This is a genomic window from Arthrobacter sp. 05N33_2 (genome assembly GCF_056397425.1).
Genome location: NZ_JBFTNJ010000020.1, coordinates 24,611 through 51,411 on the forward strand (window position 1 = coordinate 24,611; position 26,801 = coordinate 51,411).

At 67.4% G+C, this 26,801-nt stretch carries 27 protein-coding genes; 14 read left to right on the forward strand and 13 right to left on the reverse strand.

The features are described from left to right. Nucleotides 1-25: 25 nt before the first annotated feature. Nucleotides 26-952, reverse strand: coding sequence for a pullulanase X25 domain-containing protein (locus AC1DHX_RS10980; protein WP_476900034.1), 927 nt, complete (start codon nt 950-952; stop codon nt 26-28). 345 nt (nt 953-1,297) lie between these two features. Between AC1DHX_RS10980 and AC1DHX_RS10985 the strand changes: the two genes are divergently transcribed. After that, on the forward strand, nt 1,298-2,125 hold the full coding sequence (locus tag AC1DHX_RS10985; protein ID WP_476859735.1) for a CPBP family glutamic-type intramembrane protease: 828 nt from the start codon (nt 1,298-1,300) through the stop codon (nt 2,123-2,125). Between the two features lie 27 nt (nt 2,126-2,152). On the opposite strand, the gene AC1DHX_RS10990 is transcribed toward AC1DHX_RS10985, so the two are convergent. From AC1DHX_RS10990 to AC1DHX_RS11000, 3 genes are all read right to left on the reverse strand, one after another. Continuing rightward, nucleotides 2,153-3,883: a SulP family inorganic anion transporter gene (locus tag AC1DHX_RS10990; protein ID WP_476851639.1), complete on the reverse strand. Its 1,731-nt coding sequence runs from the start codon at nt 3,881-3,883 to the stop codon at nt 2,153-2,155. Nucleotides 3,884-4,110: 227 nt separating this feature from the next. Further along, nucleotides 4,111-4,536 (reverse strand): DUF302 domain-containing protein, encoded by a 426-nt coding sequence (locus AC1DHX_RS10995; protein ID WP_476859734.1) that lies wholly within the window; start codon nt 4,534-4,536, stop codon nt 4,111-4,113. A gap of 28 nt (nt 4,537-4,564) precedes the next feature. Beyond that, complete coding sequence (locus AC1DHX_RS11000) at nt 4,565-4,822, reverse strand: metal-sensitive transcriptional regulator (protein WP_476851641.1); 258 nt, start codon at nt 4,820-4,822, stop codon at nt 4,565-4,567. Between the two features lie 189 nt (nt 4,823-5,011). Here AC1DHX_RS11000 and AC1DHX_RS11005 point away from each other — a divergent pair, with 189 nt between their 5' ends. Continuing rightward, on the forward strand, nt 5,012-6,421 hold the full coding sequence (locus tag AC1DHX_RS11005) for an MBL fold metallo-hydrolase (protein ID WP_476859733.1): 1,410 nt from the start codon (nt 5,012-5,014) through the stop codon (nt 6,419-6,421). A 99-nt stretch (nt 6,422-6,520) separates the two neighbouring features. Next, nucleotides 6,521-7,822: an MFS transporter gene (locus AC1DHX_RS11010; RefSeq protein WP_476859807.1), complete on the forward strand. Its 1,302-nt coding sequence runs from the start codon at nt 6,521-6,523 to the stop codon at nt 7,820-7,822. Here AC1DHX_RS11010 and AC1DHX_RS11015 read toward each other — a convergent pair. From AC1DHX_RS11015 to AC1DHX_RS11030, 4 genes are all read right to left on the reverse strand, one after another. Next, entirely contained in the window at nt 7,819-8,262 is a 444-nt protein-coding gene (locus AC1DHX_RS11015) for a universal stress protein (RefSeq protein ID WP_230007318.1), read from the reverse strand. The genes AC1DHX_RS11010 and AC1DHX_RS11015 overlap by 4 nt on opposite strands. Before the next feature lie 538 nt (nt 8,263-8,800). Continuing rightward, nucleotides 8,801-9,565 carry a sulfite exporter TauE/SafE family protein gene (locus tag AC1DHX_RS11020; protein ID WP_476851644.1) on the reverse strand — a complete coding sequence of 255 codons (765 nt, stop codon included), beginning with the start codon at nt 9,563-9,565 and terminating at the stop codon, nt 8,801-8,803. Beyond that, nucleotides 9,562-10,170 carry a rhodanese-like domain-containing protein gene (locus AC1DHX_RS11025; protein ID WP_476859732.1) on the reverse strand — a complete coding sequence of 203 codons (609 nt, stop codon included), beginning with the start codon at nt 10,168-10,170 and terminating at the stop codon, nt 9,562-9,564. The genes AC1DHX_RS11020 and AC1DHX_RS11025 overlap by 4 nt, the downstream gene beginning before the upstream one ends. A gap of 156 nt (nt 10,171-10,326) precedes the next feature. Continuing rightward, entirely contained in the window at nt 10,327-10,629 is a 303-nt protein-coding gene (locus AC1DHX_RS11030) for a rhodanese-like domain-containing protein (protein ID WP_476851646.1), read from the reverse strand. Nucleotides 10,630-10,864: 235 nt separating this feature from the next. On the opposite strand from AC1DHX_RS11030, the gene trxA reads away from it, so the two are divergent. Next, nucleotides 10,865-11,230 (forward strand): thioredoxin, encoded by a 366-nt coding sequence (gene trxA, locus AC1DHX_RS11035; protein WP_230007315.1) that lies wholly within the window; start codon nt 10,865-10,867, stop codon nt 11,228-11,230. A gap of 303 nt (nt 11,231-11,533) precedes the next feature. Continuing rightward, nucleotides 11,534-12,508, forward strand: a complete 975-nt coding sequence (locus AC1DHX_RS11040) for an aldo/keto reductase (RefSeq protein ID WP_476859731.1) — start codon at nt 11,534-11,536, stop codon at nt 12,506-12,508. A gap of 89 nt (nt 12,509-12,597) precedes the next feature. Here the strand turns inward: AC1DHX_RS11040 and AC1DHX_RS11045 are convergent, their stop codons facing one another. Beyond that, entirely contained in the window at nt 12,598-13,659 is a 1,062-nt protein-coding gene (locus AC1DHX_RS11045; RefSeq protein WP_476859730.1) for an adenosine deaminase, read from the reverse strand. A 48-nt stretch (nt 13,660-13,707) separates the two neighbouring features. Here AC1DHX_RS11045 and uvrA point away from each other — a divergent pair, with 48 nt between their 5' ends. Continuing rightward, on the forward strand, nt 13,708-16,296 hold the full coding sequence (gene uvrA, locus AC1DHX_RS11050; RefSeq protein WP_476900035.1) for an excinuclease ABC subunit UvrA: 2,589 nt from the start codon (nt 13,708-13,710) through the stop codon (nt 16,294-16,296). Between the two features lie 335 nt (nt 16,297-16,631). Next, nucleotides 16,632-17,282 (forward strand): transglycosylase family protein, encoded by a 651-nt coding sequence (locus tag AC1DHX_RS11055; protein ID WP_476859728.1) that lies wholly within the window; start codon nt 16,632-16,634, stop codon nt 17,280-17,282. Between the two features lie 119 nt (nt 17,283-17,401). Here the strand turns inward: AC1DHX_RS11055 and AC1DHX_RS11060 are convergent, their stop codons facing one another. Further along, nucleotides 17,402-17,929: a hypothetical protein gene (locus tag AC1DHX_RS11060; protein ID WP_084476203.1), complete on the reverse strand. Its 528-nt coding sequence runs from the start codon at nt 17,927-17,929 to the stop codon at nt 17,402-17,404. 305 nt (nt 17,930-18,234) lie between these two features. Between AC1DHX_RS11060 and AC1DHX_RS11065 the strand changes: the two genes are divergently transcribed. After that, nucleotides 18,235-19,131 carry an MSMEG_6728 family protein gene (locus AC1DHX_RS11065; protein WP_230008990.1) on the forward strand — a complete coding sequence of 299 codons (897 nt, stop codon included), beginning with the start codon at nt 18,235-18,237 and terminating at the stop codon, nt 19,129-19,131. 205 nt (nt 19,132-19,336) lie between these two features. Here the strand turns inward: AC1DHX_RS11065 and AC1DHX_RS11070 are convergent, their stop codons facing one another. Beyond that, nucleotides 19,337-19,807 carry a hypothetical protein gene (locus AC1DHX_RS11070; RefSeq protein ID WP_476857481.1) on the reverse strand — a complete coding sequence of 157 codons (471 nt, stop codon included), beginning with the start codon at nt 19,805-19,807 and terminating at the stop codon, nt 19,337-19,339. A gap of 203 nt (nt 19,808-20,010) precedes the next feature. Here AC1DHX_RS11070 and AC1DHX_RS11075 point away from each other — a divergent pair, with 203 nt between their 5' ends. After that, entirely contained in the window at nt 20,011-21,045 is a 1,035-nt protein-coding gene (locus AC1DHX_RS11075; RefSeq protein WP_476859727.1) for a response regulator transcription factor, read from the forward strand. On the opposite strand, the gene AC1DHX_RS11080 is transcribed toward AC1DHX_RS11075, so the two are convergent. Next, nucleotides 21,042-21,701 carry a signal peptidase I gene (locus AC1DHX_RS11080; protein WP_476859726.1) on the reverse strand — a complete coding sequence of 220 codons (660 nt, stop codon included), beginning with the start codon at nt 21,699-21,701 and terminating at the stop codon, nt 21,042-21,044. The genes AC1DHX_RS11075 and AC1DHX_RS11080 overlap by 4 nt on opposite strands. Before the next feature lie 91 nt (nt 21,702-21,792). Continuing rightward, complete coding sequence (locus tag AC1DHX_RS11085) at nt 21,793-22,419, reverse strand: TasA family protein (protein ID WP_476859725.1); 627 nt, start codon at nt 22,417-22,419, stop codon at nt 21,793-21,795. A 189-nt stretch (nt 22,420-22,608) separates the two neighbouring features. Here AC1DHX_RS11085 and AC1DHX_RS11090 point away from each other — a divergent pair, with 189 nt between their 5' ends. The 5 genes from AC1DHX_RS11090 to AC1DHX_RS11110 form a co-directional block, all read left to right on the forward strand. Then, nucleotides 22,609-23,553 (forward strand): SDR family oxidoreductase, encoded by a 945-nt coding sequence (locus AC1DHX_RS11090; protein WP_476859724.1) that lies wholly within the window; start codon nt 22,609-22,611, stop codon nt 23,551-23,553. Between the two features lie 38 nt (nt 23,554-23,591). Beyond that, entirely contained in the window at nt 23,592-23,981 is a 390-nt protein-coding gene (locus AC1DHX_RS11095; RefSeq protein WP_476857486.1) for a DUF1622 domain-containing protein, read from the forward strand. A 40-nt stretch (nt 23,982-24,021) separates the two neighbouring features. Further along, the gene (locus AC1DHX_RS11100; protein ID WP_476857487.1) at nt 24,022-24,810 is read left to right on the forward strand and encodes an isocitrate lyase/PEP mutase family protein; all 789 of its coding nucleotides are present in this window, start codon (nt 24,022-24,024) and stop codon (nt 24,808-24,810) included. A gap of 171 nt (nt 24,811-24,981) precedes the next feature. Then, nucleotides 24,982-25,671, forward strand: coding sequence for a YqjF family protein (locus tag AC1DHX_RS11105; protein WP_476857491.1), 690 nt, complete (start codon nt 24,982-24,984; stop codon nt 25,669-25,671). Nucleotides 25,672-25,779: 108 nt separating this feature from the next. After that, a partial coding sequence (locus AC1DHX_RS11110; protein ID WP_476863751.1) for a DUF222 domain-containing protein occupies nt 25,780-26,801 on the forward strand: 1,022 nt, incomplete at its 3' end.

Sequence of the window (26,801 nt, forward strand, 5' to 3'; positions counted from 1 at the left end):
TCGCAGGGTCATTTGCGCGTCGGTGCTACGGGAGGACGATGTCCCGGGTGCGGTGATCGTACTGGATGACCAGGAGGCCGCCGCCGTGGTGGACTTCGTGGTTGGGTCCGTCGAAGACGCCAAACGCTCCGTAGTTTTCGTCCCAGGAGCGGTTCAGGGCGATCTTGAAGGAGTAGAAGCCGGCAGGAATGTCCGCGGCAATCTTCCAGAGCTGATCCACCTGGTCCAGTTCCATCTGGACTTCGTCGTACTGCGGCGCCCAGTTGGCGGGCGCGCCCAGCAGAATGCTGAAGTCGCCGGCAACCGCGACGGCGTCCGGCTGTTCGATGGTGTCGACGCTGACAGCAGAGGCCGCCGCCGCCGGGGCTTCTGCCGGAGCTGCCGCGGGCTGTGCGGCCTTCGCTGCGGGCTTGCGCTTGCGCACCGCCTTGGCCACGGGGGCCACGGCCTCCTCGATGAGCTTGGCGGCCTTGCCGGCCACCTTGGATGTGGTCGACGGCGCTTCCCCGGCCGTGGYGGCCGGCGCCGTTTCTGCCTTTGCTGCTGTCTTTGCTGCCTTCTCCGGCTTCGCCGGCTTTCCCGCGGGAGCAGTCGGCAGCGGGGTGCCCGCCGGAACGGGAGTGCCGGCGTCGATCGCTGTCGCGAAGATGGCAGGCTCGGCGAAAGCCACCGTGGCGCGCTGGCCGTCGTCGGTGATGGACCAACCGGAGCGGCCCTTRACCAGCCAGCCGGCCTTGACCAGCTTGGCCGTGGCGGTGGTCAGCGTCTTGTGGCCGCGGGGAATGCCGCCACTGAGGAGTTCGCGTTCGTGGTCGTTGAGCGGCACCCGTGCGATTGCCTCGCCCAGCACGGCTCCGGCGTTCAGCTTCTCGCCCGTCCATACCTCCTCTGCCAGAACATCCAGCACGGCCTTAAGCCGAAGGTTGGTGTTTTCCGCGGTGTTCGCGCCCATGGGTCTCCTTTAGAAGCAATTGATCCACCTGCATTTTGCCAAGGAAACCATGGTTTTTGCGAGCGGATCCGGTTAACTCTGTGTGTCGTGACCCACTATGACAGGGCTGGGCGGGGGGCGCGAGGGACCAACTCGGCCCTACCCGCGAGTAGAAAAACAACGCGGGGTCACTTACGGCCCATCGAAGCGCCCCGGACCGGCCGTAAGTGACCCCGCGTTGTTCTAGTGATGCCAGCGGAACGCCGGCTGCGGTCCGCGGAGGGTGCCCGTTTCGGCATTGCTGGATTCGGGGGCGCCCGCGGGCGGACAATGAGCCGTATCCGTCCCTGCTCCCCAGGAGCCGTCATGCCGCGTTTCAAGGTCTGGCTGCAGCGTCACCGCCTCCCGGCGTTCTTTGTCCTGGCGTTCGCGATCTCCTGGTGCTCCTGGCCGCTCTATGCGGCCGGGCTGATGCCGCAGTTCGAATTCCTGCCGATCGGTCCGCTGGCTGCGGCCCTGATGGTCATTGGGCTCGCCGAGGGCAGGGCCGGCTTCCGGGCGTGGGGCCGGCGGCTCATCCGGTGGCGGGTGGGCTGGGTCTGGTACGCCGTGGCCCTCTTCCTCCCGCCGTTGATGGCCTTGGTCACCGGATTCGCGAACATGGCACTCGGCGCCCCTGCACCGGGGCTGGCCCAGGTGACGTGGTCCGGGCTCCTGGCCGTTTTTGCCGTGCGCCTGGTCAATCCGCTGGACGGACCTCTGGGAGAGGAACCCGGTTTCCGCGGGTATGCCCTGCCGCTGCTCCAGGCGAGGTGGGCGCCGCTGCGGTCCGCGGCACTCCTGGGCGTTGTGGTGGCCCTCTGGCACGTTCCACTGGTCGTGTTCGGGCAGCTCAGCCTGATCGGGCTGCCCACCACCTTCGCCATCACCTTCCTCTTCGTGTGGCTGTTCAACCGCACCGGCGGAAGCGTGCTGCTCACATACCTCTTCCACGACGCCCAGGGCACGTTTACGGTGGGTTCCTTCGGTTTCTCCGGTGCCGAGGCTGGCCGGGCGGAACTGATCTACTTCGCCGTCGTGGTTCTGGCAGTCCTGACCACAGTGGTCCTGGACCGGGGTGCATGGCGTGCGGCGCCTGCCTCCGCCGTCGACTCCGTGCTGCTCACTTCAGGGTCAGATCGTATCCACCGCTAAGGAGGAACCACGTCTGCTCCCCTGCCGTCACTCCTCGGCGCTCCATTGGGCACCGGTCTGGGCCATGTAGGCGGCGACCGCTGCCTCGGTGGTGGGATAGAAATGCTCCGGCTCGATTTCGCGGGTCAATCCGTACTTTTCGATCTTCTCCCGGGTCCTGTGCTTGACCTCGGCGAACACCAGGGAGATACCCTGCGCGTTCAGTTCGACATCCAGATCGAGCAAGACGTCCGCGGCGGTGGTGTCCACGTCCGTGATCGGCTCGGCCGCGATGACGATCCACCGCGGTTTGGGTTCCGTCCGGGCCAGGTGCCGGATGTTGTCGCGGAACGGCCGGACGTTGGCGAAGAACAACGGGGCGTCCCACCGGTAGATCACCAGGCCGGGCAGGTGCTTCGCATCCGGGTGGACGCGGATGTCGTGAAACCCCTCATAGCCGGGCACCCGCCCGATCACGGTCTCGTACGGCCACCACGCCCGGCGGAAGATGTTCAGGATGGACAGCCCCACCGCAATGCCGATGCCGGGCAGGACGCCCAGGAACGCGACCCCAAGGAAGGCGGCCATGCACAGGTAGAACTCGGTGCGCCTCTGGTGCCAGAGCCGAACCGTTCCGGGAATGTCGGCGAGGGAGATCGACGCCGTCATCACCACGGCCGCCAGTGCCGGCTGTGGCAGGTTCCGGAACAGCCCCGGCAAAAACACCAGCATGAGGAGAATCAGCACGGCGCCCGTCACGCCCGTGAGCTGCGACTTCGAGCCGGAACGTTCAGCGACAGCGGTCCGGGATCCGCTGGTGCTGACCGGGAAGCCCTGGAAGAGGCCCGCGGCCAGGTTCGCGGCACCGATCCCGATCATCTCCTGGTTGCCGCGGATTTCCTGCCCGGTGCGTGCGGCGAACGCCGTCGACGTCGAGATCGTGTCCGTCAAGGACACCAGCGCAATACCGAGGGCCCCGGCGAACATCAGCCCGAGGTCCGCGAAGTCCACCTGGGGAATGGTGAACGGCGGGAATCCCCGCGGGAGTTCCCCGACCAGCGAGACGCCCTTTGCGGCCAGATCGAAGACCGCCGTGGCCGCGATCGCGGCGACCACCATGACGAGTACCGCCGGGACCTTGGGCAGCCACCGCTGCAGAACCAGTATCAGCACAATCCCGCCGATGCCGACCGCCGCCGCGGCGACCACTGTCTCGCCATTGGCCACGCCCTCGACGAATCCGACCAGGTCGCCAATGAAGTTTTCGCTTTCGATCTTGAACCCGAAGAGCTTCGGGAGCTGGCCCACCAGGATGGTGATCGCGAGACCATTCATGTAGCCGATCATCGTCGGCTTGGAGATGAGGTCGGCGATGAAGCCGAGCTTGGCCACGGACGCCAAGACCATGATGGCGCCGACCATGAGGGCAAGCATCGACGCGAGCGCGATCGCCTTCTGCGGGTCGCCGTCGGACGCGACAAGGGGCAGGACCGTCGCGGCGATCATCGGCCCGAGTGCAGAGTCGGGCCCCAGGACCAGGATGCGGGACGGGCCAAAGACCGCGTAGGCGAGCAGGCAGAGGATGCTCGTGTACAGCCCGGTGATCGGCGGCAGCCCCGCCAGCTCGGCATAGGCCATGCCCTGCGGAACGAGCAACGTCGTTAGGACAACCCCGGCGACGATGTCCTTGCCGAACCAGTCCTTATGGTACGTAGCCACGGCATTGAGTCCGGGCGCCGCCTGGCGCAGCCAGCCCTTGCGCTCGCGGGTCTTCGTCATATCTGCACTCTGCCGCCCGCCCCCGCCCCGCGCATCCCCCGGCAAGGGTGAGCCGGGGCCAGCCGTGGCGGCGTCTACTGACAACGCGGGCGTGCACGCACAACTCATCCACCCTCGGATCCCCCCGGAACAACTCCAGAGGCTGACATCCAAACGGTAGTGTTGATGCCTCAGCACCGGCCGGCGGCCCGGCCGGGCATCTTGATGCCGTCGAGGCGTCGGGTGCTTCAGTTCCCCGGGATTTCTGCGCCGCTGAGTGTGTGCAGGGCGGCGCGGAGCCGGGTGTCGGCGTCGTTGGCGACGTCGCGGACGGCGGGGCTGTTGCTGAGCTTCACCATGGTTTGCGGGTCGATGGCCTGGATGGTGGTCTCGGCGGCGTCCTTGCCCCGGCGGACGACGACGTTGCAGGGCAGCAGCGCGCCCATGTCCGGTTCCGCGGAGAATGCCCGACTGGCCAGGGCCGGGTTGCAGGCGCCCAGGATCATGTAGTCGCCGAGCTCCTCGGCGGCACCGGCGCCGAGTTTGGCCTCAAACGTGGCTCGGACGTCGATCTCCGAGAGAATGCCGAAGCCTTGTCCGGCGAGGGCCTCACGGGTGCGCTGCACAGCCTCTTCCCAGGTCAGCGGGACCGTGACGGTATGCGTATAGCTCATGGCTGCTCCTGCGGTAATAGTGGCGGCATCAGGCAAGGGACAGGAAGAGCTTTTCCAGATCCTTGGTATCCATGCTCGTGTCCCCGCGGAGAAGGCACTGCTCGAGGCCGGTCGCGATGATGGCGAAGCCTGCCCGGTCCAAAGCCTTCGAGACAGCGGCGAGCTGGGTGACGATGTCCTTGCAGTCCTTCCCCTCCTCGAGCATGCGCGTGACGCCGGCGAGCTGTCCCTGGGCGCGCTTGAGCCGGTTGATGATCGGGGTGAGTTCGGTCGAATCAAGTTCCATGGCGGGCTCCAAAGGTGGGCGGTACTTTGCCAATTGTATACCCCGGCGGGTATAACGGCCAGCAGTGGGAAGCCGGCAGCCAGCCTGCCGCATGCCGGTTGCAAGATACCCCCAGGGGTATTATCGTTGTGGGTAGACCGACGGAGAATCCCCTCCCGGAAACTCCCCCGCCCAGCGAAAGAGAGCCCCATGCTTATCGAGCGTATTTACGACGAAGACCTCGCCCAGGCCAGCTATTTCATTGGCTGCCAGGCCAAGGGTGAGGCGGTCGTTGTTGACCCGCGCCGCGACATCGCCGTGTACCGCTCCCTGGCCGCGGCCAACGGGATGAAGATCGTGGCCGTCACCGAGACCCACATCCACGCGGACTTCCTGTCCGGCACCCGCGAACTCGCCGCCGCGACCGGCGCCACCGCCTACGTCTCCGGCGAGGGCGGGGACGACTGGCAGTACGGCTTCCAGGCCGAACGCCTCAACGACGACGACGTGATCACCCTGGGCAACATCACCATCAAGGCCCTGCACACCCCGGGCCACACCCCGGAACACCTGTCCTTTCTGATCACCGACGGCGCGTTCGCCGACACCCCCGGCTATCTGCTCTCCGGTGACTTTGTCTTCTCCGGGGACCTGGGGCGCCCGGACCTGCTGGACGAGGCCGCGGGCGGCATCGACACCCGCTTCGCCGGCGCCAAGCAGCTGTTCGCCAGCCTGCGCGATAAGTTCCTGACCCTGCCCGACCACGTCCAGGTGCACCCCGGCCACGGGGCCGGCAGCGCCTGCGGCAAGGCCCTCGGCGCCATCCCCTCCAGCACGGTCGGCTACGAACGGCTCTACGCCTGGTGGGGACCCTACCTGGCCGCCAACGACGAGGAGGGCTTCATCGCCGAACTCCTCGACGGCCAGCCCGATGCGCATGCCTACTTCGGCCGGATGAAGCGCGAGAACCGGGAGGGCCCGGCAGTGATGGGCGAACGCGCCCCCCTGAGCGAACTCGCCACCGAAACTGTTGCCCAGGGCCTCGCCGCCGACGCCATGACGTTCGTGGACACCCGCTCGAACGCCGAAGTCCACGAAGGCACCGTCACCGGTGCCCTGAACATCCCCTCCGGCAAGTCCACCGCCAGTTTCGGCGCCTGGGTGGTCAACCCCGAAACCGACAAGAACCCGCTCGTACTCCTGGCCCCCAGCCAGGCCGCCGCGCAGGAAATGTGGGACCACCTGGTCCGCGTCGGCATCGACGACGTCGCCGGCTACGTCACAGGCCTCGAAGGCCTGCCCGCCAGCACCCCCAAGCTCATCCAGCCTGAAGAACTGGGTGGCTTTGAGGCCGCGATGGTCCTCGACGTCCGCAACCGCACCGAACACGCCGCAGGACACATCCCCGGCTCCCACCAGCTCAGCGGCGGCCGCGTGATGTGGAACCTGGACCAGCTCCCCTCCGAAGGCACCATCGTGTCCTACTGCCAGAGCGGGGTCCGGAACTCCGTCGCGGCCAGCGCCCTGCGCCGGGCCGGCTACGACGTCGTCGAACTCGACGGCAGCTACGCCGGATGGGCCGCCTGGCAGCAGGCTCGGGAATCTGTTTCCAGCAACTGATCGCGGCACGACCCGAAGTAATTAACTGACAGCGTTGGCGGCGGCCGGGACACCCGGCCGCCGTCGACGCATGTCCCGGACAACTGGAGTTCAGAAATGATGCCCGGCAACACCCCGTCCCCGCAAGGCAGCGCAGTCCGGCGGGAACGCCCACAGCGCACCGGCATCACCCTGGGCCTGCGTCAGAACCTGGCCCAGTTCATACTCCTGGTCGCCGTCAATGCCCTAGTCGGCGGCACCCTCGGCCAGGAACGCACCGTGCTGCCGCTGCTGGCGGACCAGGTCTTCCACCTTGACCTCTACACGTCCGCCCTGACCTATATCGTGGCCTTCGGACTCGCCAAGGCCGGCACCAATTACTTCGCCGGCACGCTCTCGGACCGTTACGGCCGGAAACCCGTCCTTGTGACCGGCTGGCTCATCGCCATCCCCGTGCCGCTGCTGCTGACCTTCGGAACCTCCTGGGGCTGGATCGTTGCCGCCAACGTGATCCTTGGCATCAGCCAGGGCCTCACTTGGTCCACCACCGTGGTCATGAAAATGGACCTCGTCGGATCCTCCCGGCGCGGCCTGGCGATGGGCCTGAACGAGGCTGCCGGCTACCTCGGCGTCGCCGGGACCGCCCTGGCCACCGGCTACATCGCCACCAACTACGGGCTCCGCCCTGGGCCGTTCCTGCTCGGCGCCGCCTACATCGCCCTGGGACTGGGCCTGTCCGTTCTGGCCGTGAAGGAAACCCAGGGCTACGCCAGAGTGGAGGCCGTCAACCACACGGCCGCCCACGCGGCCGCCCACGGGGAACTAAGCAACCGGGAGATCTTTACCCTCACCAGCTTCCGGGACAAGTCCCTGTCCTCGGTCAGCCAGGCCGGCATGGTCAACAACCTCAACGACGGCCTCGCCTGGGGCCTGTTTCCGCTCCTTTTTGCCGCCGCCGGGCTGAGCATCGAGAAGATCGGCATCCTGGCCGCCGTCTACCCTGCCGTCTGGGGCGCCGCGCAGCTCGTCACCGGAGCCATGTCGGACAAATACGGCCGTAAAAGGCTGATCGTCGGGGGCATGCTAGTCCAGGCCGTAGCGCTCGGCATCGTTGCCCTCGGCACCGGCTTCGGGGTCTGGTTCGCCGCCGCCGCTCTCCTCGGTCTCGGAACAGCCATGGTCTACCCCACCCTGCTCGCCGCCATCGGCGACGTCGCCCATCCGCAGTGGCGCGCACGCTCGGTGGGAATCTACCGGCTCTGGCGCGACGGCGGCTTCGCCGTCGGCGCCCTGCTCTCCGGCATTCTCGCGGACGCCTACGGCATCCCCGCTGCCGTCGCCGTCGTCGCGGCGCTCACCGCGTTGTCGGGAATCCTCGTGGCCGTCCGGATGCGCGGCACCGACCACAAACCTGCAATCTAAGGAACCGCCCTGGCACCGGTACGGACCACCAGCACAGGACAATGGGCATGGTGCACCGCATGGCTCGATACCGACCCCAGTCGCATTTCGGCGAAGCCGCCACGACCCCGCGATCCGACCACCAGGAGATCGGCCCCGGCCGCAGCCTTCAGGAGCACCTCCGCGGTATGCCCCTCCTTCACTTCACCGGTGACCGCAACACCGGACCCGGATGCCCGCCGCAGCGCATCAGCGTGCACATTCCGGGCGTTGTCGCCGAAGGCTTCATGGTCCTCAGCCTTGCCAGCGGCATCCCCGAGGAGGGGGTAGTGCCATGCTGTGACAACGTGAACCTGCCCGGCTCTCAGCCGGGCTTCCTGAAGGGCCCATTCCAGAGCTGCCAGTGACGAGTCCGACCCGTCGACCCCAACAACAACCCGGAAGACCGCCTCTGCCGCCATCGAGCCTCCCGCTACGCGTCTGCCTGGCACAACGTCGTGCCGCACGGCCCACGATCCTCCCGCTGCGCAGTGGAATCAAGGGGATAACTCGGCTGGAGCCGGACGCGGTGGCGATGCTGCGCCCAGACCGTTGGCGGCCTCAAAACACTCCCTCGAAGGCTGCCTTGGCGCCGGCCCGCGGGGCTGCCGCTCTATCTCGCGGTGAAGTCTTCATCCGCACAAATACCCTAGGGGGTATACTGATGAGACTATCCACTTATGCAAGGGAGCAACCAGATGTGCCGTGCGGTGACATGTAAGAAATGCCAGAAGACCACATGGGCAGGCTGCGGCCAGCACGTCGACCAGGTCATGCGCGGGGTTCCGAGCTCCCAGCGTTGCCGCGGGCACGAGCAGGAAAAGTCGACCGGCAAGGGCTTCTTCGCGAAGCTGTTCGGGCGGTAGGTGGACCCTGCCGGCGCCCAAGCACAGGCGTTGAGGAAGGGAAAGCGCCGGAGGACATGTCCTCCGGCGCTTTTTTCACGTTCCCTGGCGCCCCTCAGGACAGGAGCGCCTGCACAGCGACGTAGGCGGCGATCACCAGCACCAGGATTCCAAAGCCACGCTTGAGGACCCTGTCCGGGATGCCGGTGCCGATCCGCCCTGCCGCGAGTGAGGCGGCCATCGCGGTGACGGCGAAGGCCGCCGTGACGGCCCAGTCGATCTGCAGATCACCCAGGTGGGCGGCGAAGCCGGCGGCCGAGTTGATCACGATGATCACGAGGGAAGTTCCAACGGTCAGCGCCATCGGGAGTCCGAGAGCCAGRGTGAGTGCCGGGACGATCAGGAAGCCGCCCCCGACGCCGAGTAGACCGGTCAGGAACCCGACGACGGCGCCGGTGGCGATTGCCTTGGGCAGGCAGCTGCGCCAGTTGACGCCGCCGCCGGGCAGCGCGCAGGCGCCGCCGACGGATGTCGACGGCATCAGCATCCGGATGCCGGCGAAGACCATGATCGCGGCAAAAGCCAGCAGCAGGACCTTCGGGTCCAGCAACCTGTTGACCATCGCGCCGAGGTAGGCCGTCACGGTGCCTGCGGCGCCGATGATCAGCGCCAGTCTCCAGTTCACCCCATTCCGCAGCCGGGGCAGCACCGCGACGGCGGAGGATGCGCCGACGACGACCAGCGACGTCGGGATCGCCGCCGCAAGCGGCAGCCCCACGCCATAGACCAGGGCGGGCACGGCGAGGATGGATCCGCCGCCTCCGACCAGGCCCAGCAGGCCACCGACGATCAGCCCGAACGCCGCCGCGGAAATGATCATGCCTTCGCGTCCAGGCTCTTCAGGGCCTGGTGCGCGGTGGGCTCGTTCGCGGAGCGGTTCCACGGCATCTTGGAGAGCATCTGACCCATGGCACAGCTGTTAGTGGCCGCGGAGAACGTCAGGCCGGCACCGATGCCGCCGGCAATTAGGCCTAGTTTGGGCGAGATGAACTTGCTGCCGAGCATGCCGGCAAGGACAAGGGAGCCGGCGGTCATCCGGACCTGGCGTTCCAGGGCCCAGGTGCCACGGCCGCGGACGACATTCCCGCCGGCGGCCGCGTAGGCGGGGACCCCGCCAGACAGAACGCTGGCACTGGCCAGGCCTACGGCGTCCAGGAGCTTGCGGGCCTGCTCGGCCCGGTTACCGGATTGGCAGACGAGGACCACGCGGGTACCCATCTTGGCCGCGAATTCTTCAGTGTGTTCGCTGAGCATGGATAGCGGCACATGGTACGAGCCATTGATGTGCATGGCATCGAACTCTGCGCCGCTGCGCACATCAATGACCATCAGATCGTCGTGGTTATCTTCCCAGGCCTTCAGGGTCGAGGCATCGATTGACTTGGGAGCGCTAAGAACAGGGGTGGTCGTATTCAAGGAATTCATGATCTCTTTCGGTATTTCTTGGAGCATTTCTTGTGGCGGCCCGCTAATACGCAAAGCCGCCCTCCACCGCCCGGTTCGCCACGTCAGGGACACGGTCCGGGCAAATGGAAGCCCGGGCGGCGCTTGGGGGCGTGCCGCCCGGGCAGTCTGGTGGGGTCAGGCGGTCGGGAATCCCGCGGCAGTCCAATCAAGCATTCCGCCGGGCACGGTGTAAGCCGTGTAGCCTGCGGCCGCCAGCTGGTCAGCCGCTGCCGCACTGCGGCGTCCGCTGCGGCACACGGCGATGACCGGACGGGACTTGTCCAGGTCGCTGAGGCGGCCGGCCAGTTCGCCCAGGGCAATGTGCGTGGCACCGGGGATCATGCCTTCGGCGATTTCAGCCGGTTCGCGCACATCCACGATCTGGGCATCGCTGCCGGTCTTGAGCTGTTCCGCGAGCTGCTGCGGGGTGATTTCCATGTGCTGGACCTTTCGGTAGGACTGGCCTGTTGAGCGGAAAAATGTTGAGCGGCAGAATACGGGACCAGGGGTTGCCCGGGAAAGACCCGCGCCGGCGTAGGTCAGGCGCAGGAAAAGTGTGCGGATATCCTCCAGGGCGGGCATCTTTCCCTCTCCATCATGATACCCCCTGGGGTATAAATGCAAACCCGGTGCCACGCTTGCTGATATACCCCCGGGGGTATAATATTTTGCCATGGCAACCATCGACATTTCCGAGAAAACCTTCAACGACACCATCACCGGCAACGGCATCGTGCTGGTGGACTTTTGGGCAGCCTGGTGCGGCCCGTGCCGGATGTTCGCCCCCACGTTCAGCAAGGCGTCCGACAACCACACGGACGTCGTCTTCGCGAAGGTGGACACGGAGGCCGAGCCCGGCCTCTCCGCCGCCGCCCGCATCACCTCCATCCCCACCCTGATGGCCTTTAGGGACGGGATCCTCGTCTTCTCACAGCCCGGGGCAATGAACGCGGCCGGGCTGGAACAGCTCATCACCGCCATCAAGGACCTGGACATGGACGAGGTCCGGGCGAAAATGGCAGCCGCCCCGGCGTCGTAGGGATCAAGCGGCCCCCCAGCCATTGCCTGGGYGATCGCCCTCGCATGCTCGTACTGACGATCCGCGGGTCTGGAGGTCTGCAGCCGTTCTGGCTGGGTCCGATGGCATACGCCGTTTTCGCTCCCGGGCCGGACCGGCATTACGCGAGCCAGGGAGCACCGAGCCAAAGCAGACCTCCCGTTGTGTCCCCGGCCCGATGGGCCTAAAGTTGCGGTCTGCCCACCGCGCGCCGTCCCGCCGCTGAACGTGCGCCGGACCAGGTGCCGGAGAGGGCGTCCAACCGTTCCCGTTGAGGAGATATCTATGGAAACCCGCACACTCGGTTCACTCACCGTCTCAGCCCTGGGATTGGGCTGCATGGGCATGAGCGAGTTCTACGGCCACGGCGAGGACAACGAGTCCGTCGCCACCATCCAGGCGTTTCTCGACGCCGGCGGAAGCCTGCTCGACACCGCGGACATGTACGGCCCCTTCACCAATGAGGAGCTTGTGGGCCGGGCCATCGCAAGCCGGCGCGACGACGTCGTCCTGGCCACCAAATTCGGCAACGAACGGCGGCCCGACGGATCCTGGGTGGGCATCAACGGCTCCCCCGATTACGTGCGGGCCGCTTGCGATGCAAGCCTGCAGCGGCTGGGCGTGGACCACATCGACCTGTACTACCAGCACCGGGTGGACAAGACCGTCCCGATCGAGGAAACCGTCGGGGCCATGGCTGAGCTGGTCCAGGCCGGCAAAGTCCGGCACCTTGGCCTGTCCGAGGCCAGCGCCGACACCGTGCGCCGGGCCCACGCGGTGCACCCCATCACCGCCCTGCAGACCGAATACTCGCTATGGGAGCGCGAGCCGGAGACCAAGGTCTTCCCGGTCCTCGCCGAGCTCGGCATTGGCTTTGTGCCCTACAGCCCGCTGGGCCGTGGATTCCTGACCGGCCAGTTCCGCAGCCCCGAGGACTTTGCCCCGGACGATTTCCGCCGGCACTCCCCGCGCTTCCAGGGCGAGAACTTTGACCGGAACCTGCAGCTCGTGGACCGGGTCAAGGAGTTGGCGGACGCGAAGGGCTGCACCCCGGGGCAACTGGCACTGGCCTGGCTGTTGGCCCAGGGCGAGCACATCGTTCCCATCCCCGGCACCAAGAAGGTCAACCGCCTGGGCGAAAACCTGGGCGCTGCCGACGTCGAACTCTCCGCCGAGGACCTGGCCCGCCTGGACGAACTGGCTCCCGCCGGGGTGGCAGCCGGAGCGCGCTACCCGCATATGGACTCGATCGACGTCTAAACCGGCCGTTCGACAGCCAACGCGGGGTCACTTACGGCCCGTCCGGGGCCTCCGGATGGGCGCGTAGTGACCCCGCGTTGCTTGGGCGGCTAGTGTCCCGACGCGGCGAGCTCGGCCAGCAGCTCGGCCTTGCGTTCCTCGCTCGCGAAGGAGGACCGGATCGAGTTCGCGGCCATCCGGACGCAGTCGAACTCGGACAGGCCGATCACCGATTTCAGCTGCGCGAAGTTGTCGTCCACGTACCCGCCGAAATACGCCGGGTCGTCCGAGTTCACGCAGACGTTCAGCCCCGCCGCGAGCATCGCCGGCAGCGGGTGCCCGGCCAGGGTGTCCACCGCGCGGAGCCTGACGTTGGACAGCGGGCACACGGTCAGCGGGATGAGCTCGTCCACCAGCCGTTCCACGAGCTCCGGGTCCTCCATGCAGCGGATGCCGTGATCGATCCGCTCCACGTCGAGGAGGTCCAGCGCGTCGATGATGTACGACGGCGGGCCCTCCTCGCCGGCGTGCGCGATCCGGTGCAGCCCGGCGTCCTTGGCCCGGGCGAAGAGCCGCTCGAACTTGGCCGGCGGGTTGCCCACCTCGGCGGAATCGAGCCCGATGCCGGCGATCGGGGCGCCCATGGCGAGCAGCTGCTCCAGCACCTCGAGGGCGGAGTCCTCGGTGAGGTCGCGCAGGAAGGCCGCGATCAGGAGGGTGGAGATGCCGAATTCTTCGCGGGATCCCGCCAGCACCGAGGCCACGCCGTTGACGCACGTCGCCAGCGGTATCCCGCGGGACAGGTGGGCCTGCGGGTCCAGCATGATCTCGGCGTGCCGGACCCCGGCGAGCGCCGCCCGGGTCAGGTAGGCGCGGGTCATGTCGGCGAAGTCCTGCTCCGTCTGCAGCACGGCCATGTTGGCGTAGTACAGGTCCAAAAAGGACTGCAGGTCAGTGAATTCGTAGCGCGAACGCAACTCGTCCAGGTCCGCATAGGGCAGTGAGATCCCGTTGCGTTCCGCCAGCGCGAAGATCAGCTCCGGTTCCAGCGTTCCCTCGATATGCAGGTGCAGCTCGGCGACCGGGAGCGGGAGCGGTTCGCCCGCCTCCGGGTCTTCCGGTTCTTCCGGCTGTTCCGCTGTCAACTGGGCATCGCCGTCGTGTGTTTCCATCCGGTAAGGATATGCCCGGCGCTCCCCGGAGCGGATAGAGTCGAACCAATGCAAAGTAAACAGCATGCTTCCCATTTGCCGCGCCCGGCCGGCCTGGACCTAATTCCTGATCTCGCTCCAGGCAATCCGACGGACGGTTTTGTCCGGGTGCGCGGCGCCCGTGAGAACAACCTGCGCAACGTGGACGTGGACGTGCCCCGCGACGCAATTGTCGCCTTCACCGGCGTCTCCGGCTCGGGCAAGTCCTCCCTCGCGTTCGGCACCATCTATGCCGAGGCGCAGCGCCGCTACTTCGAATCCGTGGCCCCCTACGCCCGCCGGCTCATCCAGCAGGGCCACAACCCCAAGGTAGAAATGATCACCGGGCTGCCACCCGCCGTCGCGCTCCAGCAGCGCCGCGGGACGCCGAGTTCGCGCTCCACGGTGGGCACCCTCACCACGCTGTCCAACTCTTTACGCATGCTCTTCTCCCGCGCCGGCAGCTAYCCSGACGGCGCCRGCCCGCTGGACTCGGACGCTTTTTCGCCGAACACGGCCGCCGGCGCGTGCCCGGAGTGCCACGGCCTGGGGATCGCGCACACCGTCACCGAGTCCTCCCTGGTCCCGGACACTTCGCTGAGCATCCGCGACGGCGCCATCGCCGCCTGGCCCGGGGCCTGGCAGGGCAAGAACCTGCGCGACATCCTCACCCACCTGGGCCACGACGTCGACACCCCCTGGCGGAAGCTGCCCAAAAAGGACCGCGACTGGATCCTGTTCACCGAGGAACAACCCGTGGTGGAGGTGACGCCCCAGCGCGACCGCGTGGCCAAGCCGTACAAGGGCCGGTTCTGGAGCGCCAGGAGCTATGTGCTGCATACGCTCGCCGATTCCAAGAGCACCCCAATGCGCGAGAAGGTGTTGCGCTTCATGGAAACCGGCCCGTGCCCGGTCTGCAGCGGCAGCGGCCTGACCCCGGCCGCGCTCGCCGTCACCTTCGCCGGGCACACCATCGCCGAGCTCAACGCCGTCCCCATGACCGAACTGGCGGACATCATCCGCCCCACCACGGAACTCACGGAGGCCGGCACCGCGTCCCGGAAGCAGTCCTCCGGCGAGGGCAACGAGGTGGCCGTCGCCATCACCCGCGACCTCCTGCAGCGCGTCACGGTGCTGCTGGACCTCGGCCTGGGCTACCTGGCGCTGGGCAGGTCCACGCCCACGCTCTCCCCCGGGGAAATGCAACGGCTCCGGATCGCCACCCAGCTCCGCTCCGGGCTGTTCGGCGTGATCTACGTGCTGGACGAGCCCTCCGCCGGACTGCACCCCGCCGACGCCGAGCCCCTCCTCGCAGTCCTGGACCAGCTCAAGTCCTCCGGCAACTCGGTGTTCGTGGTGGAACACAACATGGACATCGTCCGCCGCGCCGACTGGCTGGTGGATGTCGGTCCCCGCGCCGGTGAAGGCGGTGGCGAGGTGCTTTACAGCGGCCCCGTGGCCGGCCTCGCCGAGGTGGACGCGTCCGTGACCCGGCCGTTCCTGTTCCCGGACGGTTCGGCGGGTTCGGACGACGGCGGCGGGTCCCCCGCCAGCGGTACCCGGCGGGAAGCTGCCGGCTGGCTGGAACTGCGCGACATCAGCCGCCACAACCTGCGCGAACTCAATGCCGACTTCCCACTCGGCGTGCTGACCGCGGTCACGGGCGTCTCCGGCTCCGGCAAGTCCACGCTGGTCAGCCAGGTCCTRGCCGAGGTGGTCGGCGCCAGGCTGCACCCGGAGACAGACGCTGCCAAGGCCCCCGAGGACCTGGAGGCCGACGCCGGTGAGCCCACCGGGCCGCTCAGTGTCGGACCGGTCTTAGGCCTCGACCAGCTGGACCGGCTCGTCAAGGTGGACCAGAAACCGATCGGCCGCACTCCGCGCTCCAACCTCGCCACTTACACCGGCCTCTTCGATGCGGTCCGCAAGGAGTTCGCGGCCACGGACGAGGCCAGGGCGCGGGGCTTTGGTGCCGGCCGCTTCTCCTTCAACGTTGCCGGCGGCCGCTGCGAGACCTGCCAGGGCGAGGGCTTCGTCGCCGTCGAACTGCTGTTCCTGCCCGGCAGCTACGGCCCCTGCCCCGAGTGCCATGGCTCGCGCTATAACCCGGAAACCCTTGAAGTGACGTATAAGGGCAAAAACGTGGCGGAGGTGCTGGGCCTGACGGTCAATGCCGCCGCAGAGTTCCTCGAAGGGGTACCGGCAGCGGCGCGCAGCCTGCAAACACTGCGCGAGGTGGGCCTGGGCTATCTCCGCCTCGGCCAGCCGGCAACCGAGCTCTCCGGCGGCGAGGCCCAGCGCATCAAACTCGCCACCGAACTGCAGCGTGCCCAGCGCGGCCACTCCCTCTACCTGCTGGACGAGCCCACCACCGGCCTGCACCCGGCCGATGTCCAGCTCCTCATGGCCCAACTGCACCGGCTCGTGGACGCCGGCAACACCGTCATCGTGGTGGAACACGACATGGATGTGGTGGCCGCAGCGGACTGGGTGATCGACCTCGGCCCGGCCGGTGGCGACGCGGGCGGCGAGATCGTGGCGATCGGGACCCCGGCCGCCGTCGCGGGCTCCACGGAGAGCCGGACGGCTCCGTACCTGGCCGCAATGCTCGGAAGCTGATCCACGCGGGGCGCGGGCGTTGGCGTCGATGCGGCCAGCGGGCCCTGGGGACGCGGGGGCGGCGTCAACGCGGCCGGCGGGGCGCGGGCGTCGGCGTCAACGCGCGCCGGATGATAACGGCAGAAGCAGGGAAAGTAACGTCTTGATAACGGCGCGGGGCTGACTTAGCCTAGTGTCCATGCCCGGCAACCGGGTATTGCATGCCCGGTGCTACCACCACCAGATACTGCCCGACCGGTAGACACCGCTATGACCTCTATTGTCAGGGGCGGGCAGTGGCGTAAAAACGTCCGGGGACGGACCGAGCGCTGGTGGGCCTCAGGAGCATCTAAACCATGAAGAAATCAATCTATGGCACTGCCGCGCGCCGCGGCGTCACTTTTGCGGCCGTCTCAATTGCAGGCGTCGCCCTGTCCGCCTCGGCCGCGAACGCGGCCGTACCGGCCACAGCCCCTGCCTCCACGTGGGACTCGCTGGCCCAATGCGAAAGTGGCGGGAATTGGGCCACCAACACAGGAAACGGATACGCGGGCGGGCTGCAATTCAGCGCCAGCACGTGGGCGGCCCATGGCGGCACGGGATCTCCGGCCAATGCCAGCCGTGCGCAACAGATCGCCGTCGCCGAGAAAGTGCAGGCCAGCCAGGGCTGGGGCGCGTGGCCAGCCTGCGCGGCCAAGCTGGGACTGCGCGGCGGCGCCGCGGCTCCGCAGAGTGCAGCCACAGCGCAGCGGCCCGCCGCGACTCCCGTCGCAGCCAAGGCCCCCGCCAGATACGCCCCCAAGGCAGCCGTGCCGGCACCCCGCCACGTTGCACCGGTAGCCGTAAGCGGCCAGACCTACACCATCCGGAGCGGCGAAACCCTGAGCACGATCGCCGGGAAGCTCAACATCGCCGGAGGCTGGCACGCGCTGGCCGACGCCAACACGGCGACCATCAGCAACCCCCATCTGGTGTTCCCGGGCCAAGTGCTGCGGCTGCCCGCATAGGGCGGTTACAGCACTTGGCGTACAGCACGACACACAGCACGACGCCGGAGCGATCCCGCAAAGGGGACGCTCCGGCGTCGTGGTGCTTCAGTGGGCCGTGCTGGCTCAGCCGTGCGGGCTCAGGCGGCCTGTGGGATTTCGCGGATAATCCGCACTTTCCAGGCGGCGTCGTCGCTCGTGTCCAGCAGGGCCACCGTGCCCATGGCCAGATGCAGCGCTACCCGTTTCGCGGCGAGGAGCTCAAGGTAAAGGCTTTCGTTCATCCGGGCCGGGGCGTCAATGACGTACTTCACGGCGTCGCGGACTTTGCGGTAGTTGGCGCTCCGCTCCCGGTGAAGGTGCAATTCCAGCATCCGGCGCTGCTTGATCCTGGGCTCGTGGCGGTTCAGCCAGGACACCGCGGCGTGGACGGCTACCACCAGGGTCAGTGAGATGACGTAGATCTCCCAGCCACTCGAGAGCAGGAACAGGGGCAGGTTGGCGATCGCCACCGCGGCGATGAAGAGGCGGAGGGCCACCAGGCGCCGCATGGTGAGGGCCACTCCAGCCATAGCCGCGCGGAATCCGCGCTGCTCGTCGCGGGCGGCAACCGGATCCAGCGTGAATTCCTCCAGCACCACGATCCCGTGGGCGTCGGGGCTGAGCATTTGTCCGTACCTGGGCACGAACGGCGCCGGTGCCACCCTTACTGTTGGTGGCTCTGCTGTAAAAGGCAAGGCAGTAATGGGCTCCGCTGACTTAGGCTCTGCTAGAGATGGTTCTGCTGAATAGGGCTCTGCTTGATAAGGCTCTGCTTGATAAGGCATGGGCGTGTCTTCCGTGGCGGCGGGAGTGGTTCATGTTATTTTAGCCGCTCTCCAGCACGCCTGTCTGCCCTGTTCCGTCATGTGAGCACCCTCACCGCCGCGCGCCAGCAATTGGCGCATTTGGTCCGTGGCCTCAAACTGGAGAGATGCAGACTTTCCTCCCCTTCCCTGATTTCCAGCAGAGCGCCGCGGTTTTGGACCGTGTGCGGCTCGGCAAGCAGCGCGTCGAAGCGCTGCAGATCCTGCGTGCGCTGGTGATCCCGGAGTACGGCTGGCAGTCGCACCCGGCGATCAGGATGTGGATGGGGTACGTTCCTGCGCTGACCATGTACGGCCTGGCCATAGTGGATGAATGGACGGCCCGCGGCGGTGAGGACACCATGCGCGAGAAAATCATGGAGTTCGCCCCGCAGGCGGCCCACCCCGACTACGCCGCCAAGATCCCGATGCCGCCATGGCTTGGCAATGCGGATTTCCACCTCAGCCACCGGTCCAGGTTGATCGCCAAGGATCCGCGGTTCTACACAGAGGTATTCCCCGGCACGGACCCGGACCTGGAGTACATCTGGCCCGAACCGAAGCACGAGCTGGTGCCCGAGGATCCAGCCGGGGACCGCATGTGGGTCCTGCGCCTGCCCCTCGGCGATACCGAGCCCGCACAGCTGAAGACTGTCAGCCTGCCGCCTGTTGGCCGCAGCAAGGTCCCCGCGGACGACGACTACCAGTTCGTTTACGCCGACTCAGGCTCGCGCCGTCCCAGCAAGGTGCGCAAGCTGCCCCCGAAGCAGCTCGTCAAGAAGCCCACCCGCAAGCGCCAGCAGCAGGAGGAGGCGTTCACCACCCTGCCCGGCAACTCCGTGGTTGCCATCCCGGTCAACGACGGCGCCGCCTTCGCCGTCGGCAAGGTCCTGGGCCGCCCGATCACGGTTGATGGCCAATTCGCACGCAACTTCCAGGTCGACGAGATCGTGGACCGCTCCGCCTTCGATTACCCTGCCCTGATGCAGGATCCGCGGGCGTTCTTCCCGATCCCGGCGAGGTAGAAAAGGGCCGCACTGAACGACGCCGGGCGGCCCCGGGCGGGTCCCGGCGTCGTTCGCTGCGATCGCCGCGATGGCGGCTATGGCGGCGGCGGAGTCCGGCGCGGGCACCCGGTTCGGCGGCGGAGTCCGGCGCGGGCACCCGGTTCGGCGGCGGAGTCCGGCGCGGGCACGCGGCTCGCGGGCAAACTGTTCGCCGGCGCGCTGTTCAGCAGGTGACAGATTGTTGCAGAACCGGCCCGGTCCATGGGCCTACCCGGGCGGAGAAAGTGAACGTGTAGGTTCCCTTGCCGTTGCCTTTGCTGAGAACCTTAACCTCATGCGTGGTGTCCTCGGGGGCAATCTCGCTCACTGCTTGGGGCCCGGTCGGAGACGTCAACGTCGCCGTATACCCCGTGGCCCGGCCCACAGCGGCGAAGCCCGTGAAACTGATGGCTGCACCCTTTTTCCCCTGGTCGGTGGTGCATACCAGCGTGCCGCCGATGGATGCCGGCGCAGGGACCGTATAGGTGCCCACGTTCAGGGCGGCAGTGGTTCGCGCCGTGAACGCCCCGTAGGCCAGCCCGGGAGCCCCCAGCACCAAGGCCACAGCCAGAGGGACGGCCAGCAGCCCAGCCCGATGAGCCAACCCCGCGGACCGGACCTGCAGGGATGCCGCAGAGTGCTTGGCGAGGTTCACTGATGGCACTTTCTCTCCGGGCCGTTGATCGTTGCCTCAACTCTGACAGCCGAGCCTCAACACCGTACCGGGTTGAACTTCAACTTTTGCTCAAGAAAACCTGTTAGCCTGAATCCCACTGTTACGCCTGTGGCTTGTGTCACACTCCGTGACGCATGGGGTGGTTGCTACTCACGGGTCAATTGGTCTTAGAAGCTGGGGTTATGTTGGATTCACCGGGTCAGCTCCGCGCTGTGGTTGTAGAGGGCGACGACGACGTGCGTCTCCTCATCTGCCGGACACTTCAGTTGCAGGGCTTCGCCGTCTTTGAGGCCGGTTCCGGAGCCGAGGGCCTCCTGAAGATCCAGGAACACCGCCCGGATCTTGTCACGCTGGAACTGGAGCTTCCGGATTTGGACGGCGTGCAGGTCTGCCGCCGGCTGCGCAAATTCTCCGATGCCTACGTCGTCATGATCACGGCCCGGTCGGACGAGATCGACGAGGTGATGGGACTGGAGATCGGTGCGGATGATTTCATTCGGAAGCCGTTCAGCCCGCGCTCGGTTCAGGCCCGGGTGACGGCAGTGATGCGGCGGCACCGGCCCACCGCGCAACGCCCCACGCCGCGGCGCCGTGCAACGGATTTCATGCCGGCCGCTTTCACACCGCCCGCTCCCGGGGACTCAGCGCACCGCGACTCAGCGCACCGCGACTCAGCATCCGGTACACCCGGGGCGCCCGGTGCCCCTGGGGCGCCTCCCCGCCGTCGTGCGAGCGACGTCGGCGCCGTCCCCCCGGTCTCCTTGCCGGCCAGCGCCGCCGCGCCCGCGGCATCCGGGGAGCAGTCGCCCGAGTCCGCCGCAGCCACAGGTTCCGGCATCCGGCACACAGATGCCCACGGCGTCCTCCGGCACGGGCCGCTGGTTGTCGAGGCCGAGGGCCGGGTGGCGTCCCTCCATGGTGTCGAACTGGAATTGACGCGCACCGAATTTGACCTCCTGGAGGCCCTGGCCGGGGCACCGCGTCGTGTGTGGTCCCGGAAGGCCCTGTTGACCCAGGTCTGGGGCAACGAATGGCCCAGGGAGGAGCACCTCGTGGAGGTGCACGTCGGCAACCTGCGCAAGAAACTTGGCGACAGTGGCCGCGAACCGCGGTTCATCCGCACGGTGCGCGGCGTTGGCTACCGCATGGCGCCGGTGGAAGCAGCGGCCAATCCCGCCGGCTTGCGCAGAATCCAGGACCACGCCTCCGCCGGTTAGCGCGGCTTCCGCCAGATCGCCGTCAGCACGACGACGACGAACAGGGCAGAGGCGCCGTAGAGGAGTATCGACTGGGCAAGCGGCTCACGCAGGGCCCTGATGCCGTGGCCCAGATACGGCACGACTCCGGCCTGCGTGTAGACGTAGTCCTCGGACAACACCGCAGTCCAAGGGTCTGGACCGGCGTTCGCGTCGCCCTTGGTGGTCACTGACGTCGCGCCGGCTTCGCGTTTGATGCTGGCCACCCGGTGGGTCTCAATCCGGTGATCGTCAATGGGGATGCTGTAGGTGATGACATCGCCAACCTTTAACTCGGAGACCGGCGTCTTCACGCTGACAACGACGTCGCCCGGGTTGATCCCCGGCGACATGCTCCCGGTGAGCATGGAAGACGTCTGGTAGCTCAGGAAGCGCGGCCCGACGGCGAGAAAGAGGAAAACCAATGCGGCGACGACGAGGAGGATCGTAAAGAATGCTCGTCCGGCCACGGCACCAGCCTTGGACGCCGGCCGTCGGGTGCGGGCGGGGGCCGGTTCGGCCCGACGTCGTCCGCGGCTCTGAGGTACAGGGTCCTGGACGGCACTATCCGGAACGGTGCCGTCCGCCACCAGGTGGTCGACGGAATCCCTGGGACCTGCGTTGATTGCTGTACTCACGGGACCGTTCCTCCTGCCGGTGTGGATAGTGCGGGCAAAGCCGGGTGCTCAGTCGGGCCGAGACCTGGCCGGACTGAGYACCCGAGAATCGCTACTTGCTGGCGCCGCCGGCGCGCTGTGCGGCGTCGAAGACGAAGTTGATGGTGCTGGTCAGTCCCTGGAACGTGTTATCAGCACCATTGGGAACGGAGAGCGTGACGCGGAGGTTGTCGGCCTGCTTGGCAGTCAGGGAGGCGAGGCCAAGCATCGGCATATTCGCCCCGACCACGGCCCGGGACGACATGACAACCGTGGTGTTGGCGGGGGCGCAAGTGTAGGTGAACGAGGGCGAAGTGCCAGTTTCAGCCCACGGCACTTTGCAGGCATCAACCTTGATCTGCAAGCCGTTGGTGGTGTCGGAGTCCAGCTTAGAGGACGGTGTGGCTGTGGTGGTGAGAGTAATTGCGGCCAGGTCCTGGTCACCGCTGTTGGTCAATGTCACTGCACGCTGGATGGTGTCGCCCGGAATTGCACCTGAGGCCGGAATGGTGAGTCGGTTGTTGGCTGCGCCGGCGGTTCCGACCTCAAACTTTACCGTGCCTGAACTGACAGCGGCGGAGGCCGAGGTGCTGGTCGTGAAGCCACCGTAGGTGCCCATCCCGGCCACGCCGGCAGCTGCGGCGAGGAGGGCGGCGGAAGCCAGGACCTTGCTGGACGTGGAGTTGAGGTTGAGACCCATTGGAGATTCCGTTTCGTGGAGCCGGCCGTGGCTGGCCGGGCGACGTATGTAGCATCCGCCAGCCCCCTGGCTGACCCTTACAACGATGCCCGGCCTCCTTCAAGGCAAGGCTTCAGCGGGCGACAAGATCAGTTCAAGTTTTCCTCAAGCCTGTCCGTGGCGCTTCCCGAAGGCTGGCAGACTGGCTTCATGACTGTTCTGCTGGCCGGTTGCGGCGATCTTGGCACCGAGGCCGGGCTGCGTTTCGCGGCGGCTGGCCACCGCGTGGTGGGGTGGCGTCGCTCGCCGGAGAAACTCCCGGCCGCCATCGAGGGAGTCGCCGCCGACGTGGGCTCCGCTGAGCTGCCGCCCATCCCGGCGGACACCACCGCCGTCGTCGTCGCGATTGCCGCGGATTCCCCGACCGAGGAGGCGTACCGTGCCGCCTACGTGGACGGGCTGTCGAACGTCCTGGACGCGGTCCTCGCCTCCGGGGCAAACGTCCGCAGGGTCCTGTTTGTGTCCTCGACGGCCGTCTACGGAGATGCCGGCGGCGGCTGGATTGATGAACGCACTACGCCGGAACCCGGCGGGTTCTCGGGCCGCATCATCCGCGAAGCAGAGGAACTCCTCCACAGCCGCCTGCGCGGCACCGGCATCACCCCCGTAGTGCTGCGGCTCGGCGGAATCTACGGCCCCGGCCGGACGCGATTGATCGACCAGGTGCGCGGCGGAACCGCGGTCATTCCTGCTGCTTCGCGTTTCACCAACCGGATCCACCGCGACGACGCCGCCGCCGCGATCGTCCATCTGTGCACCATGGGCACGGTTCCGGCGGCGGTCTATCTGGGCGTGGACAATGAACCGGCCGAACTCGGCGACGTGCTGGAATTCCTGGCCGCGGAACTGGGACTCCCTCGGCCTGCGTCGGAGTCCACTGGTACCGCGGGTGCGGCGGACGGCGAGGCGGCGGCGGGCGGCACCACCGGCACATCGGCGTCGGGCGGCAAAGCGGCGGGCGGCGAACCCTCCCGGGGCGGAAATAAGCGGGCCAGCAACGGGCTGCTCCGCAGCACAGGTTTCGAGTTTCAATACCCCAGTTTCCGAGAAGGCTACCGAGCCGTTCTCGCCGGTATCGGCTTCCGGCACCCCTAAAGTTTGAATCTCAACGCCCACCTTCTCCGAGGGGAACAATGGATTTTCAGCACATTATCGAGGCGGCCGGCGGCCTCATGGACTTTGCCGGGGTGGCCGTCATGGTGCTCGGCGCCCTCGTGTCCATTCCTATGGCGCTGCGCGGATTTCAGCCCAGGCGCCTGCCGGCGGGTTCCGCACCGCTGTCCTTCTACCGCTCGTACCGGCAACTGCTGGGACGCTCCATCCTCCTCGGCCTGGAGTTGCTGGTCGCGGCCGACATCATCCGGTCCGTCGCCATCACACCAACCTTCGAGAGCGTCGGCGTGCTTGCCATTATCGTGCTCATCCGGACCTTCCTGAGCTTCTCGCTCGAGCTGGAAATCACCGGACGCTGGCCCTGGCAGACTCAGCGCGAGGGATCACCTGACTCTTCCGCGGCAGGCTGAAACCCTTCCGGCTGGCACGGTGCCCCGCTAGGCTCGCGGCATGACAGACCACGCGCGTTCCCGTGCCTCCAAAGCCACCGAGCTGCTCCGTCTCCACCACGCACCGGAAATTCTCCAACTCGTCAACGTCTGGGACGCGATCACCGCGAAGGTGGTTGCCGGCGTTCCGGGGACCAAGGCATTGGCCACGGCCAGCCACTCCATCGCTGCGTCGCGCGGGTACGAAGACGGCGAGAACATTCCGGTGGACGAAATGATCGCCGCCGTCGGGGTGATTGCCGCCGCCACGTCGCTGCCCGTCAGTGCTGATCTCGAAGCGGGCTACGGCAATCCCGGCGAAACTGTTCGCAAGGCGATTGGCGTCGGCGCTGTCGGAGCCAACATCGAGGACCAGATGCGCCCGCTCGCAGACGCCGTTGAACAGATGAGCGCTGTAATCCGCGCCGCCGAGGCCGAGGGCATCGACTTCGTCCTCAACGCCCGCACCGACGCCTTCTTGAAGGGCAAGGACCGGGACCCTTCTGCGGTGCTTGCGGACGCCATTGAGCGCGGCCGGGCCTTCCTCGACGTCGGTGCGACCGCGGTGTTCGTGCCGGGCCTGCTGGACGAGCCGACTGTCACCGCGTTGGTGGAAGGCATTGGGTGGAACAAGGTCTCGGTCATCAATGTGCCCGGATCCCTGGCACCGGCCAAATTGCAGGAACTTGGCGTGGCGCGCATTTCCTACGGCCCGTGGACCCAGCGCGTGGCGCTGACAGCGTTGGCCGATGCGACGGCGGCAGTATTGGCCGGCGGAGCCCTTCCGGAGGGATCCCGGGCACTGAACTGACCCCGCTTCCGCGAACCTTGCCGATGCCAAGTGACTCCGCCGGCCGACCGATTCTCATGGTGCCGACCGGCTCGTGTCCTGCCGACCGAAGACCCCGCCGACTGAAGGGAGCTGATCCGATTGGGCGTTGATCCGTGGCCGGCTGCACCCAAGCTTCCGGCGCCAATCATCATGGACCAGCGTTGGCTGGATGCCGTCTTCCTGCACTGGCGCATTCCTGAGGCAGTGGCGGCGCGGTTCATGCCACCGGGCGTCGCGCCGGATGTGTGCGACGGGTCCGCCTGGGTGGGGCTCATCGGCTTCCGCATGCAGGGTGCCGGAGTTGGTCGAGGTCCCGGCATCCCCTATTTCGGAAGCTTCAACGAGATCAACGTGCGCCTCTACTCCCGCGAGCCGGACGGCACCCGTGGTGTCGTTTTCCGGAGCCTGGATGCTTCACGCTTGGCGGTGGTGCTGGCCGCGCGGGCGGCCGGGATACCTTATGTGTGGTCGCGGGCGAGCTACGTGGGTGCCGATGGATTTACCGGATCGGCGTCGACTGGGTATTCCGTGCGACGCTTTCGAGGCGGCACCCTGAGCGATTTCTCGGTCGTCCCAGAGCCCGACGTCGCAGCCACCGACGCGCTGTCGATCCACCTCACGGCGCGGTTCGGTCTGCATTCACGGTTCAGGGGCAGGACCATCTATGTGCCCAACACGCACAGTGCATGGCCGCTGTACCGCGCGCAGCTGTTCGGCCTTGAGGACCAACTCGTGCGCGCCGCGGGAATCGAAGTGGCCGGGCCACCCGAATCCGTACTTTTCTCGCCCGGAGTTCACACGCAGTTTGGCCGCCCACGGGTCCTGCACAGCACGATGTGAAACCTGCCTGATCGCCCGTCGATCCGTGGGCAGGTGGCGCCGCGGTCTGAGAGTGATCACGCACGGTGCCCTCCTAAAATTGTCGGAGCCCTCAAATAGACTCGAGCCATGGAAGCCGTCAGGGATTTCATCAGGGATTTCACCGCCTGCGGGGACGAGGCGGAGGGCACGGACCTGGGCGCAACCCCGGTCGGGCAATCCGGTATGGACGCCGCCCTGGCCGCGCTGCGGGCGGTGGGTTCGACGGCGGTGGAGGATGCGGGGTCGTGGGGATTCCGGGCCGCGTCGGACTTCGCCGGCAGTGTGGAGGAAGTCTCCCGCGCGGTGGAGTATCTGCAGCTCGTCGCGGCGGCCGCCGTGGACCGGACCAGGAAGCAGTCCGCCGCCACGGCCACGGGGGCCGTAACGGGGGCGGTCACCGGGTGGACCACCGGCTGGCGTGAGAGCCCCGGCGGGTGGCAGACCGGCGCACCCGGAACCGCGGAACCCGCTGGCGCCTCCCTGGCCTCGGCTCCCGCGGGCACGTCCGCTGCTGCGGAGCCCTCCGGCACGTCTGTTGGGGCGGTTCCCGCCGGCACCTCCTTGTCCTCGGCTCCCGCCGGAAGCCCCGGAACGGGTGAGCCGGCGGTGCCGGAATCGGTGCTGGATGACGGGTACCGGAACACGGTGGAGTTCCTGCGGGCGCGGCTGCGGATCAGCGCCGCGGAGGCCAGGCGCCGGCTCTGCCTCGCCGACACGCTGCTGCCCCGGCAGGGACTCGCCGGCCGGCCCATCCCGCCCGTGCACCCGGAGCTCGGAGCCGCCGTCGCGGCCGGCGAGGTCGCCTCCCGCGCCGCGACCGTCATCACGCTCGCCCTGGACCGGGTCCGGCACAGCTGCCTCCCGGAGGCCGCGGCGGCGATGGAGCACGCCCTGACCCGCACCGCGGCCGAGAACGACGCCGACTTCCTGGCCCGGATCGCCCGCCGGTGGACCGAGGCGCTGGACCAGGACGGCGCCGAACCCTCCGAGGAACTGCTCCGCCAGCTCCAGGGCGCCTTCCTCCGCAAACCCCGGCACGGCCTGCAGCACCTGGAAATCTTCGCCACCACGGACCAGTTCGAACACCTGATCACCGTGATGAACACCGC